Below are 12,590 nucleotides of genomic sequence, written 5' to 3'. Positions count from 1 at the left end.
GATTTCATTAACATTCTAATTGCAATTTTTAGAGTTAGTGTTTTTATTAGGTTAATAATTTATTATTTATATTTTGAAATATCGAATCCACTATCTTGCAAAGTATTAACCATTTTTCTATTAAGCATAGGACTAATGACATTATTATAAATTTCGGTCTTTGACCACTGAGGATCTATTTTCTGTGATAAAACTAAAGACCATACATTATTAGCTTCCTTAAGAACTAGCTCTCTCAGGTAAATATTATCAACATTTATTTCATCTAATGATGCTACAAAATCCGTGCTTGGAGAAATATTTCCTTGTCTCCAGATTGTAAAAATATTTTTATTATCTAAAAAATGAGACTTAAATAAATGGTCTATAAAGGAGTAAAATTGAACTATATTATCTTCTGATTTAGCATAGTTAGAACTTTCAAATAACCATTTATGCTTATAATAATCTCCATTTCCAAGTCCAGATTCATTAACAGTAGCTGTAGAAGTTGTAATGCAATAATCCATAAATTTAGTTCTTACATCATTATTATAATTTGGATCATAATAAACACTCCCCTTATTAGATGCATAATTATCCATAGTATAACAATATTCTGCATTATGCTCAGGAAGTTTCGATTCACTAGCTTGTACAAAGCCAATATTTAAGATTGACAGAGCAATCATAGATTTTGATAAATTAATAATTTTCATATTGATTCATATTGCCTTAGGTTTTTATAGTATTCAATTTTAATTTAGTAGTTCACATGAACAGTAAAAAATGAAAATAAGCTTATATATTTAATAGTTCTTTAAATAATTGGAATTATTTTAAAGCGAAAGCTAATACATTAGCTAGTTGAATTCTATGTTACAAATTATTGCATTCCACCAACAAACAAGGCACAATCAAACCACTATTTGTTGGTTGAATTTAAGTGTTTTTTATGAATGTTAATGAGAAAATTAGAACAATTAGAGAAACGAGAAATTGGTCTCAAGAAGATATGGCGGAGAAGATGAACATGTCCAAGAATGGCTATGCTAAAATTGAACGTGGAGAAACTAAGCTCAATCTTCATAAATTGGAGCAAATTGCTAATATCTTTAATATTGATGTTTTAGAACTAATCAAAAATGATGATAAGAATGTACTGTTCTTCATGAATGATCATAACACTAACTACTACGGTTCAAATGAGAATTTGACATCAGAAATCGATCGATTAAAACTAACTATTTCGCATAAAGATGAGCTATTGAAACAAAGAGATCTAGTGATTGAACAAAAAGATAGCGAGATTTCAGCATTGAAAGAGATTATTTCTTTGCTTAAATCGAAATAGACACTATCTATAATATACTTATTTTATCTAAATTATTTAACTATCAGAAAACGCTGTATAACCTATCTAAATCACTGCTAGCAGCATTATTTAGGGATAGATGAATTGCCCTACGTGTTTTTTTATCTTTCCTGCCATAAGCGTCTCTCGCATTATATTGACTATATATTCTATATCTAAGTGATTTCCTATTTTTAAGATCCCATATTATTAGAATTCTATTAATTAATAAAAATTATAGATCAAGGGCTGATGATTCTCATCATCAGCCTTAGCTCTCTATATAGATCTATAATGATAATCTTCTTCAAAAATAAACGTAGCTAAGAGATCTTAATATATAGTAAAAGCTACAATTTGTATTTGTAGCTTTTACATAGGTAAGTAATCATATCTATCAAAATAGATACTCATTAAGTGTTTTTAACTAATTTATAAATAAATTTAGTTGTTTTTTTTATTATTAATAGAGGCAGGTCAAAAAAAAACAACTCCGTTTAATGGTAATTTCTCCTAAAAAATTTAAGATTGAGAACATTTCTCAATATAATCTCCCCACATTTGCATAATATCCCTTCTTTTCTCCAAATAATTAGCATGATTATAAGCTAGGCTAACTTGGCTTCCTGTTTTATGTGCTAGACAAGCTTCAGCATGCTCATGTTGAACGCCTTGTTCTGCTAAAAAAGTTCTAGCCAATCCCCTTAATCCGTGTGCAGTCTGTTTATCTTTGTAACCCATCCTTTTTAGTGCCATATTAACAGTAGATGAACTCATTGCTTTCTTTAAATCACTTCTATGAGTAAACAAATATTTATTATGACCCGTCATTGGTCTTAGCTGTTCTATCAAAGCCATTACTTGGGATGATAATGGTACTGTATGTAGAAACCTCACTTTCATTCTTTCAGCAGGAATATTCCATTCTTTTTTATCAAAATCAAATTCGCTCCATGAAGCGTTACTTGCTTCATTAGGTCTAACCATTGTTAATAATTGAAATAAGATTAATAATTGAGTTTTCTTTTCAATCTTAGCACTATGTATTGATTTTATAAGGGTAGGAATTTCTTCAATACTTACTCTAGGGTTATTTCTTTGACGAACAGACTTGAATGTAGAGCTAATTTTTAGGCAAGTATTACTTTCAATTAACCCACTATTAACCGCAAAATTTAAGATTTCATTTAGATGACCGCATAGTCTATGAACCATATCTGGAGATCCATTTTCCTCCACTTTCTTTAACATTTGGACTACTAAAGAAGGCTTAATTTCTTTAATAGAATATCGACCTATCAAAGGAAAAAGATGAAGCTCTAAGTTTCGCCAATATTTATTGATCGTTTTCTCTTCAACTTCTGAACTTTTTTTCTCTTTCCAAAGTTCTGCAACTTTCTCAAAGGAACTTTGAGTATCCATAAGCTGCTTTCTTTCTAGTTCTTCTCTATGTTTTTTAGGATCAATTTGTTGAGCTAATAATTTACGACAGTCATCTCTTAACATTCTAGCTTCAGCTAAGCTAACTATCGGATATGTACCTAGCCCTAAATTAGTCCTTGTACCAAGAATAGGTCGTATATAATTAAATAGCCATAATTTAGAGCCGTTAGGCTTAATTCTTAATAAAAGCCCATAACCATCACATAAGCTATACTCTTTTTCTTTTGGCTTAGCTTTTTTTATCTCCGTATCTGTTAAAGGAGTTGTTCTTCTTGCCATTAGATACCTCCAAAATGAAGTAACACTAAAAACTTTATAAATTTATTTTATAAATCATAAAGTTATAATTAATTTAGTAACACTATATGATCCTATCATAGCATGGTGTTACTATTAGTGTTACTAGAATTTGTGGATTTGGTTGGTTTCTATCGGACTTGTTAGAACAACAAAAAAGCCTTGATATGCTATATATCAAGGCTTTATCGGACTATATCATACTATATAAAATTAGAATTTGGTGGAGATAATCGGGATCGAACCGACGACCTCTTGAATGCCATTCAAGCGCTCTCCCAACTGAGCTATATCCCCAAATAACGCAAGCTATGATAAATTTCGGCTGATAAACTGTCAATATTGAAATAATCAAATCCTGCTTATCAGCCTAAATATTAAGCGTTTTGAGATTTAATAAAATCAATGGCACGCTGGATACGCGCTAACACACGTTCACGGCCAATACCCACTAATGTCACATCCATAGAAGGTGATTGACCTGAGCCTGTTACTGCCACGCGTAATGGCATCCCGACTTTCCCCATACCCACTTCTAATTCAGCAGCGGTTTGCTCAATCGCTTCGTGAGTAGAGTGTAAATCCCAGCTAGAAAGTGCGGTCAATTTTTCTTTTACTTTTTCAAGCGGTTCAATCGCCGCTGCTTTAAAGTGTTTTTTCACCGCAGCTTCATCAAAACTTTCAAACTCTTCGAAGAAATAACGGCTTGCTGACGCCATTTCTTTTAAGGTTTTGCAACGCTCTGCAAGCATCGTCACGATTTCAGTTAATGCAGGGCCATTTGAAGTATCAATGCCTTGATCTTTATAGTGCCATGCAAGGTGTTTTGCCACATATTCAGGTGGTAACTCACGAATGTAATGATGGTTTAACCATAATAATTTTTCTGTGTTAAATGCACTTGCAGATTTACTCACGTGATCTAATTCAAAGAATTTAATCATTTCTTCACGTGTAAAGATCTCTTGGTCACCATGGCCCCAACCTAAACGAACAAGATAGTTGATTAAGGCTTCTGGTAAATAACCGTCATCACGATATTGCATCACACTTACCGCACCATGACGTTTTGAGAGTTTTTGACCATCATCACCGTTAATCATGGAAACGTGCGCATATACTGGAATTGGTGCACCTAAGGCTTTTAAGATATTAATTTGACGCGGGGTGTTGTTAATGTGGTCTTCACCACGCACAACATGCGTAATCCCCATATCCCAGTCATCTACCACCACACAGAAGTTATAGGTTGGTGAACCGTCAGTACGGCGAATAATTAAATCATCTAATTCACTGTTGGTGATTTCAATACGACCACGCACTGCATCATCAAACACGACTGAACCTTCTGTTGGATTTTTAAAACGTACAACATGTGGTTCATCGGCTGCATGATTGTGATCATGTAAACAATGACGGTCATAGCGTGGTTTTTCTTTGTTTTGCTCTTGTGTATGACGTAATTCTTCTAGGCGCTCTTTAGAGCAATAGCAACGATAAGCCAAGCCTTGCTCAATCATTTCATCAATCACTTGATTGTAACGATCAAAGCGTTTGGTTTGATAATAAGGGCCATGTTCCCAAGCAAGGTTTAACCACTCCATTCCTTCAATGATTGCCGCCGTTGCTTCCGGTGTAGAACGTTCTAAATCGGTATCTTCAATACGTAGTACAAACTCACCGTTGTTATGTTTTGCAAATAACCAAGAATAAAGAGCTGTACGTGCGCCACCTACGTGTAAATAACCTGTTGGACTTGGGGCAAAACGCGTACGTACTTTTACATTCGGATCTAATTCAAAAGGAGGATCAATTTTCATTTTCTTAATAACCTATTCATTTACAAAAATTACTTTTATTCTACTACGACTTGCGTGAGTTCTAAATAAAAAATCTGATTTTATGCCTATTTTTGCAACAACTAGACGCTTTTTCATAAAAATATATTGACTGAAATCTCATTATACTTATAATGCCAATCCACAACATTAAGGGCGATTAGCTCAGTTGGGAGAGCACCTCCCTTACAAGGAGGGGGTCACTGGTTCGAGACCGGTATCGCCCACCACTTTTCTAAAGTGTTCTTTCCGCTCAAACTTTCCCATTATTTAAACGCTTTTCTTATGTGGGCGATTAGCTCAGTTGGGAGAGCACCTCCCTTACAAGGAGGGGGTCACTGGTTCGAGACCGGTATCGCCCACCACTTAATTTTAGTGTTTAAATAAATCCGAATACCTTTTCAGGTGCATCGGGCGATTAGCTCAGTTGGGAGAGCACCTCCCTTACAAGGAGGGGGTCACTGGTTCGAGACCGGTATCGCCCACCACTTTTTCCAAAGTAAACTTTAATGTTGTAAAAGTTTGACCAAGCGGGCGATTAGCTCAGTTGGGAGAGCACCTCCCTTACAAGGAGGGGGTCACTGGTTCGAGACCGGTATCGCCCACCACTTTTCTTAAAGTCCTCATTTAAATTCACATTAATTCTGTTTTATCTTATAAATAAAAACGGCCACAAAACGTTTCGTTTTATGACCGCACTTTTATCAAATTTGGGATTAAACTGGCTCTAAACCTAACACTTTACGTCCATTGATACTCGCAATATCAACCATTGCATCAAGATGTGGGAAACGACAGCCCGCAGCCAGCAAGCTTAATTCTTGCCATAAATCCCCTTCACAAAGGGGCACCATGTAATCACAGATATTATCCGTACCTAACGCGACTGTAATCCCTTCTGGAATCATTTCATCTGCCGGAGTCAATGCGTTATGGAAAGGCATCAAATCTTCTTTTCGGTTACTATCAATCCACGCCATTGGGCAAGCAATCATCATCATTTTTGCCTGACGCATTTTTTCATAAAGTTTATAACGATATTCTCTGCTATGTGCACCGATAGAAATACCGTGGATTGCCACTACTCGACCTTCCATACCATGTTCGATAGTTTTATCGCAAAGCTGCTCTGTTTCTTTTTCTTTCGGAGAGTTGAATTGGTCCACATGCACATGACACATAATGCCGCGAGATTTAGCTGCATCAAGTAAGATATCCATTGCTTCAAGACCACGACCATAATCCAGCTCATCGCGATAAGGTAAGCCACCAATCATATCCACCATATCAGAGCCAATATCAAACCATTTGCGTGCTTCTGGCTCAATCACCCCTTTTAAGGTCTGATTCGCAAATTTCAAAATAATGTCATGCTTATAAACTTCACGAGCTTTGTGTGCAGCAATAATGGCTCGGTCTTCACAAATCGGGTCTATATCCACAAAAGTCCCAAATGCCGTCACCCCTTGGGAAATCATCAACTCAATCGATTGACAGAAACGGGCGTAATAATCATCAACACTTGATGTACGTTTAACTTCGTCCACTAAATCCCATTTTTGTTGAAGATTACTGTTGTGATAAATGCCAATTTTTTCGGGTGTCATTGTAAAAGCACGATCTGCGTGAGCATGGGCATTGACCCAGCCACCTTTTTTAATGATTTCGTCTCGAATAAACGTTTTAAAGCTACGAACGTGATTTCTCATAATAACTCCGCCAAAAAAGAAAGGAAAAGAGAGACGAGAAGTGTATTAATTGAAAAGCAAACCCAATAAGGTTCTGGTCTATTGTGAATTGTTTGCAATGTTATGAAAAATTCGCAGATTTTAATTAATAACATCTTTTCAGTCTTTCAACTGAGTGCAAAGTATAAGATTTTAAGCACAAAAAAGCTATCTATTTATTGACAAAAGAACGCTCTTGTTTAAAGACATCTAAGAACAAGCCGAGCGGAGGGCGGCTTGAAGATTGTTCAGTATAAGTGCGGTCAAATTTCTTATAGTTTCCTTTGCGATCAATATGATACTGTGTGCCATCCGGCTGAATAATGACATTCCAACGGAAATTCGATGCCAATACCCAAGGGTCACCATTAAGTTCAAATAAATTACGACCTTGTGCATAATCCGAAACTGGATTTTTCACTTTAAAGATCGATGACATCAATGCTGGCAATAAATCGGTATGGCTTGTTAATTTTGTCACTTCTTGTATCGGCAAATCTTTCCAGTAAACAATAAATGGCACCTGGATTTCATCACGACCAAAATAGTTTTCTTGTGCTTTTTCATCCAGTTTATTAAACGTTGTACCATGCTCTGCCGTAATAATAACAATCGTATTCTCTAAAGAAACTGATGCTAAAGTAGTATCAATTTGTTGATCAATCTCCGCAAGCGATTTGGTGTAATTTTCTTCCGTTAGATCCGCAATATCTAAATCCACATAAGCAAACCAAGGTTTATCCTCTTTTAAGAGAGATAAAACGCTATTTATCGCTTCTTTTGGCGAAGAGGCTTTCACTTTAGGTAATTTCACATTACGGAACAAGGCTTGTTTAAATAAGCTGTCTTTGAATGCCGTAGACGAATAAGCAACAAATTGATATTTCTCGTCTTGTAGCTTTTTAATTAATACCGACGGTGTGTGATTACTCAAAATACTGTCCGTATAATTTGCATTCAGTCCATAGAATAAGCCTACTAAGCCGGCATTATTCGTATTGCCGCTGCTGTAATGATTCGTAAATTGAGTAGAGCTTGTGGCAAACTCGAACAATTTAGGCATTTTCTCGCTCGTTAGCGCATCATAACGTAAGCCTGAAACGGTAATCACGAGAATATTTGGTTTGTTTTCAACTTGCTCAAACTGAAGATCTTTTTTCGGATAATCAACTTTTAATGCATCCAAACGCCCTTCTTGCTCTAAACGCTGTGAGTATGTTTCCGCATTAATAAACCCTTGTTTTTCCAAAAATGTTCGTGCGGTCATTGGATAAGAAAGCGGGAAGTTTGAACGCTGCATAGTAATCGGACGATATAAAAATGCATCCGCCCAAGCGTAAATTAAGTGTGTCGCGACAAACGTGGAAGTCAGAACTAATCCCACTTTCTTCAGCCATTTCTGACGCTCTAAACTACGTAATTTTTCCCAACTCCAACGGGAGAAAAGCATTTGGATTAGCAAAATAATCGGCATTGGCGCAAAGAAAATTTGCCAATCTCTTGAAAGATCACCCTTTTCAGGATTTACTAATAAATTCCAAACGATAGAAGAAAGGTGAATATTAAAACGGTTAAAAACTTCCGTGTCAAACAGCAATAATGTAGTGCAAATTGTCGCTATAATCACCGTTAGTCCACGGAAAGTGCGGTGATTTTTGATGATGAAACTCAGCGGAAATATAACCAGTAAATACAAGGCAAAAACACAAAAACTGAAATGCCCTAATAAGCTAATAAAGAAATAAATTTTGCCGAGTAAAGTATCTGGCCAGTCAATGAGAAAGGCATAACGACTACCAATAAGAATTGCGATAATAATGTTAAAAAAAGCAAACCAGTGTCCCCACGAAATTTTTCGTGAGGTTTCTTCACGGTATTCACGTCCGTTAAATTTGCTCTTTTTAAACCAAAACATTTTATTTTATTTTTACCGAATTCATTAGAGAGTTGGCAAAGGCTTGTGCTAATGCTTCACGCTGTACGGCTGGTACGCTAGTGGTTAATAAATTACTGGCCATATTGCCTAAAGCGATAAGAGAAAGATCAACGGGCGCTTTGTGAGTTTCAAGCACGCTAATCATGTCATTAATGATGGCATTAACTTGCCCATCGGAATACTTTGAATGTTGAGCCATTTGGAATGTTTAAGCCTGTTTCTAAATACAAAAAACTTCTCATATCATACCCGATAATTTGTCCAATCTGAATAATTTCTTTTTTCTTGCTTAAAAAGTGCGGTTATAATTTAAGGTAAATTTTACGAAGGAAAAAATTATGAGCATTACGGTTAATCAAATCGTGCTACATCAACTAGTTAAGCACGCTGAAAATGAAACCACTATGATGGAAAGCGTGTTGCGTGATGAACTTCTCACTATTACGCCAGAAGTCGAACAAATGATGTTGCAACTACATCAAGGCTATCAAAATAAAGGTAAAGCATTTGGTGTCTTCCAAGAAAATTCCATTTTCGCACAAGATCTGAATCGTTTATTAGAAAATGAAATCAATTTTTTAAATTTCAGCCAACAATCCACAAAATTATTAGCGCAAGAATTGGGCAAATATAATTTTGCTGATAGTGGCACACTAATCCTATGTCAATACAACTTTTTAGCAACTGACTACCTATTCATCGCACTATTAGATAGTCGTATCAGCATGTTAGTTGACGAAAATCTTGAAATTCGCCGTACGGAATACTTAGATATCACACAATTTGATATTGCTGCACGTATAAACCTAACGGATTTGCAAGTAAACGCAAACTCAAACCGCTACCTTACTTTTATTAAAGGTCGTGTTGGCCGTAAAATCAGTGACTTCTTTATGGATTTCTTGGGGGCGGAAGAAGGTTTAAATCCACAAGTTCAAAACCAATGCTTATTACAAGCAGTAAGTGACTACTGTGAACAGGGTGAATTGAATAAAGAACAAACTCAAGCAGTGAAAAAACAGGTATTTGAATACTGTAAAGGTCAATTAGCAAGCGGTGATGAAATTGCCTTAACTGAACTTTCAGCGAATTTACCTACTCTAAACGAGCGCCCTTTTGTTACCTTTACAGAAGAGCAAGATTACGGCTTGGAAGAAACCATTCCGCCAGTACGCTCAGCCTTAAAAACATTAACGAAATTTTCAGGTTCAGGTAAGGGGGTAACATTAAGTTTTGATGCGGATTTATTGAATAACCGTATTGAATGGGATCCACTCACAGATACTTTAACAATCAAAGGGATACCACCAAATCTGAAAGATCAACTTCAAAAAGCATTAAAGTGCGATAATTAATTTGGCAAGATCATAAAGTTTCGGTATCATTCGACATAACTTTGCAGTAAAAGGTAAAAAATATGCAATTAAGAACATTTTTAGGTGTAGTTGTTTTAGCATTAAGTTTAACTTCTTGCTCAACGGTACAAAAAGTCGTTTATCGTATTGATGTTCCACAAGGTAACTATTTAGAAGCATCGACGGTAGCACAAGTAAAACCGGGCATGACAGCGCAACAAGTACAATATTTACTTGGCACACCGGTTTTAATTGATCCTTATAGTAACTTAACTTGGTATTACGTATTCTTACAACAACACTCTTACCAAAAACCTGAACAACACACATTTACGGTAAAATTTGATCAAAACGGTTTAGTAAGCAGTGCTGAATTAGATAAACCATTACCTGAAGTAGCAAAACAAGACGAAAATAATACGATCATCAGCACTCCTGAAAATACAGGCAAGAAAAGCTGGTGGAAATTCTGGTAATCATTAAAAAACAAAACCTGCTTGCAACATCAAGCAGGTTCGTTGTATTACAAGGTAATAAAAATGTCAAAAATTCTATTAGTCGATGATGATATTGAGCTAACTGATTTGCTTGCAGAAGTATTAAGACTGACAGGTTTTGAAGTCGAGGTCGCCAATAATGGCCAAGAAGCATTAGATAAACTAAATGCAAGCCACCAGTTAGTTTTATTGGATGTAATGATGCCTGTTTTAAACGGCATTGAAACGCTCAAGAAAATTCGCCAAATATCGAATATTCCAGTAATGATGCTCACCGCTCGGGGAGAAGAAATTGATCGAGTATTAGGACTTGAACTAGGTGCTGACGATTATCTTCCTAAACCATTTAACGATCGAGAATTAGTTGCTCGTATAAAAGCAATTTTACGTAGAGTAGGCTCTTCTGAACTTGACTCACAATCAGATCAAATATCATCAAAAGAAGACAAGACACTAGAATTTGATGAATTAATACTACATCCTGGAATTCAACAAGCCTCTTACCAGGGTATTGATTTATCTTTGACTGGCTCTGAATTTGCCCTTCTATATAAATTGGCTCTAAACCCTGGACAAATTATTTCTAGAGAAGAACTCAGTGTAAATGTTCTAGGAAAAAATTTATCTCCTTTTGATCGCTCAATTGATATGCATATGTCAAACTTACGCAAAAAACTTCCTGAAAGAAAAAATGGTATGCCATGGCTAAAAACATTACGTGGTCGTGGTTATTTATTGGTTTGTGAATAATGTATACAACAAAACTTAGTTTAAACCGTTTAACCATACGTACATTCTCCGTTTTCTGGATTGCGTTGTTTGTAATGACGACTCTTCTAGTCATTCTTCCTTATTTCGATGGACATTTATATTCTGAGCTTGATGATAATGAAATAGCCACTTATCAACAAAAACTCGTTGAGTCTATTCGAAATAATAAAATTAAAGGACTTCTAGCGGGTGTTCCTGTTCTTCCTACAGATAAATTTGACTCAGCACGCCCAGTTTTAATTACACCAAATAAAGAAGTATTTGGTGCACTAGGAGAAGAAAAAACACATATCCTTCAATTTTTTGATGAATCAACTAACTTTACTATTCCACAAAGAAAAACCTTCAGAGATATCCAAATTGCAGGTCCCTTTAAAGTATATATAGGCGATGCTGAAGAAGCCTCTGAGCTCTTTTTTATATCAAGAGTTAACGGACAGCAAGAAGTATTACGCTATATGCTAAACCATCCATGGGTACTACTACTCATGACCCTAATTATTACAACCCCCTTACTTTGGTGGTTTACTTATACAATTGTTAAGCCTATCACCAAGCTACAAAAAGCCGCTAATAGTGTTGCACTGGGTGATTTCAAGGTAGATAACGAACTAGCTAATCAAGGCCCTTCTGAACTACGAGAGGTCGGACAAAGCTTTAACAAAATGTCCATTGCTATTAATAATTTAATCTCTAACCAACATAATTTACTTTCATCTATTTCACATGAATTAAAAACCCCGTTAACCAGATTACAACTCTCCACAGCACTTATTCGTCACAAAGTAGGTAATATAGATGCTGTTGAAAGAATTGAGAAAGAAATATCAAGAATGGATAAAATGATTAGTGAGCTACTCCTCATTTCTCGTCAAAAAATGCATTCTCAAATGGAGCATAATCTATTTACAATCGATCATCTTTGGACTGACGTTATCAAAGATGCATTATTTGAAGCAGAGCAACGTAAAATAATTTGTGATGTCAATATTTCAATTTTACATCCAGAACAACACACCATTTATGGTAATTTAAGACTACTCACAAGCGCTATTGAAAATATTATTCGTAACGCACTAAAATATACTAAAAACAGAATTTTCCTGACTATTTCCTTGCATAGAAATGTTCAAGAAAATGATTATGTTCAAATCCGAGTTGATGACAATGGACTTGGTTTGCCACCTGAAGAATTTGAAAAAATTTTCAAGCCATTTTATCGTGTTGATGAAACAAGAACTAGGGCTACTGGTGGGACCGGATTAGGTTTGACTATCGTTGCAAATGTAGTGAATGAGCATCAGGGAAAGGTCTGGGCTGAACAGAGTAATTTAGGCGGACTTGCTGTCACGATTCAACTTCCATTATGGAAACAAAGTTAATTCAAACAAGG

11 protein-coding genes and 5 tRNA genes are annotated in these 12,590 nt (G+C 35.6%); 9 read left to right on the top strand and 7 right to left on the bottom strand.

What is annotated here, in order from left to right; all coding sequences use genetic code 11:
* Positions 1 to 62 precede the first annotated feature (62 nt).
* Entirely contained in the window at positions 63 to 698 is a 636-nt protein-coding gene (locus tag HMPREF3263_RS09940; protein WP_070853261.1) for a hypothetical protein, read from the bottom strand.
* Positions 699 to 934: 236 nt separating this feature from the next.
* On the opposite strand from HMPREF3263_RS09940, the gene HMPREF3263_RS09935 reads away from it, so the two are divergent.
* Positions 935 to 1,333 (top strand): helix-turn-helix domain-containing protein, encoded by a 399-nt coding sequence (locus HMPREF3263_RS09935; RefSeq protein ID WP_070853260.1) that lies wholly within the window; start codon positions 935 to 937, stop codon positions 1,331 to 1,333.
* 522 nt (positions 1,334 to 1,855) lie between these two features.
* Here the strand turns inward: HMPREF3263_RS09935 and HMPREF3263_RS09930 are convergent.
* The 3 genes from HMPREF3263_RS09930 to gltX all read right to left on the bottom strand — a co-directional run bounded on the left by HMPREF3263_RS09930 (position 1,856) and on the right by gltX (position 4,893).
* Positions 1,856 to 3,055, bottom strand: a complete 1,200-nt coding sequence (locus HMPREF3263_RS09930; protein WP_007526596.1) for a tyrosine-type recombinase/integrase — start codon at positions 3,053 to 3,055, stop codon at positions 1,856 to 1,858.
* Positions 3,056 to 3,294: 239 nt separating this feature from the next.
* A tRNA-Ala gene (locus HMPREF3263_RS09925) sits at positions 3,295 to 3,370 on the bottom strand.
* 80 nt (positions 3,371 to 3,450) lie between these two features.
* The gene (gltX, locus tag HMPREF3263_RS09920; RefSeq protein WP_005697116.1) at positions 3,451 to 4,893 is read right to left on the bottom strand and encodes a glutamate--tRNA ligase; all 1,443 of its coding nucleotides are present in this window, start codon (positions 4,891 to 4,893) and stop codon (positions 3,451 to 3,453) included.
* Positions 4,894 to 5,065: 172 nt separating this feature from the next.
* On the opposite strand from gltX, the gene HMPREF3263_RS09915 reads away from it, so the two are divergent.
* From HMPREF3263_RS09915 to HMPREF3263_RS09900, 4 genes are all read left to right on the top strand, one after another.
* Positions 5,066 to 5,141, top strand: a tRNA-Val gene (locus tag HMPREF3263_RS09915).
* 59 nt (positions 5,142 to 5,200) lie between these two features.
* Positions 5,201 to 5,276 (top strand) — tRNA-Val (locus HMPREF3263_RS09910).
* 47 nt (positions 5,277 to 5,323) lie between these two features.
* Positions 5,324 to 5,399 (top strand) — tRNA-Val (locus HMPREF3263_RS09905).
* 44 nt (positions 5,400 to 5,443) lie between these two features.
* Positions 5,444 to 5,519 (top strand) — tRNA-Val (locus tag HMPREF3263_RS09900).
* 108 nt (positions 5,520 to 5,627) lie between these two features.
* Here the strand turns inward: HMPREF3263_RS09900 and HMPREF3263_RS09895 are convergent.
* From HMPREF3263_RS09895 to HMPREF3263_RS09885, 3 genes are all read right to left on the bottom strand, one after another.
* Positions 5,628 to 6,620, bottom strand: coding sequence for an amidohydrolase family protein (locus tag HMPREF3263_RS09895; protein ID WP_005696743.1), 993 nt, complete (start codon positions 6,618 to 6,620; stop codon positions 5,628 to 5,630).
* Positions 6,621 to 6,810: 190 nt separating this feature from the next.
* Positions 6,811 to 8,553 carry a DUF3413 domain-containing protein gene (locus HMPREF3263_RS09890; protein WP_070853259.1) on the bottom strand — a complete coding sequence of 581 codons (1,743 nt, stop codon included), beginning with the start codon at positions 8,551 to 8,553 and terminating at the stop codon, positions 6,811 to 6,813.
* Between the two features lies 1 nt (position 8,554).
* Positions 8,555 to 8,773, bottom strand: a complete 219-nt coding sequence (locus tag HMPREF3263_RS09885) for a YejL family protein (RefSeq protein ID WP_005696746.1) — start codon at positions 8,771 to 8,773, stop codon at positions 8,555 to 8,557.
* A 139-nt stretch (positions 8,774 to 8,912) separates the two neighbouring features.
* Here HMPREF3263_RS09885 and yejK point away from each other — a divergent pair, with 139 nt between their 5' ends.
* The 4 genes from yejK (at position 8,913) to cpxA (ending at position 12,579) form a co-directional block, all read left to right on the top strand.
* Positions 8,913 to 9,929 carry a nucleoid-associated protein YejK gene (yejK, locus tag HMPREF3263_RS09880; RefSeq protein ID WP_005696747.1) on the top strand — a complete coding sequence of 339 codons (1,017 nt, stop codon included), beginning with the start codon at positions 8,913 to 8,915 and terminating at the stop codon, positions 9,927 to 9,929.
* Between the two features lie 62 nt (positions 9,930 to 9,991).
* Complete coding sequence (gene bamE, locus HMPREF3263_RS09875) at positions 9,992 to 10,405, top strand: outer membrane protein assembly factor BamE (protein ID WP_005696748.1); 414 nt, start codon at positions 9,992 to 9,994, stop codon at positions 10,403 to 10,405.
* 63 nt (positions 10,406 to 10,468) lie between these two features.
* Complete coding sequence (locus HMPREF3263_RS09870) at positions 10,469 to 11,176, top strand: response regulator (protein ID WP_005698693.1); 708 nt, start codon at positions 10,469 to 10,471, stop codon at positions 11,174 to 11,176.
* Positions 11,176 to 12,579 carry an envelope stress sensor histidine kinase CpxA gene (cpxA, locus tag HMPREF3263_RS09865; RefSeq protein ID WP_005698714.1) on the top strand — a complete coding sequence of 468 codons (1,404 nt, stop codon included), beginning with the start codon at positions 11,176 to 11,178 and terminating at the stop codon, positions 12,577 to 12,579. The genes HMPREF3263_RS09870 and cpxA overlap by 1 nt, the downstream gene beginning before the upstream one ends.
* Positions 12,580 to 12,590: the final 11 nt, after the last annotated feature.

It is taken from the genome of Haemophilus sp. HMSC61B11 (assembly GCF_001838615.1).
Lineage (GTDB): Bacteria > Pseudomonadota > Gammaproteobacteria > Enterobacterales > Pasteurellaceae > Haemophilus_D > Haemophilus_D parainfluenzae_AD.
This window is presented reverse-complemented; position numbering and strand designations above follow the sequence as displayed.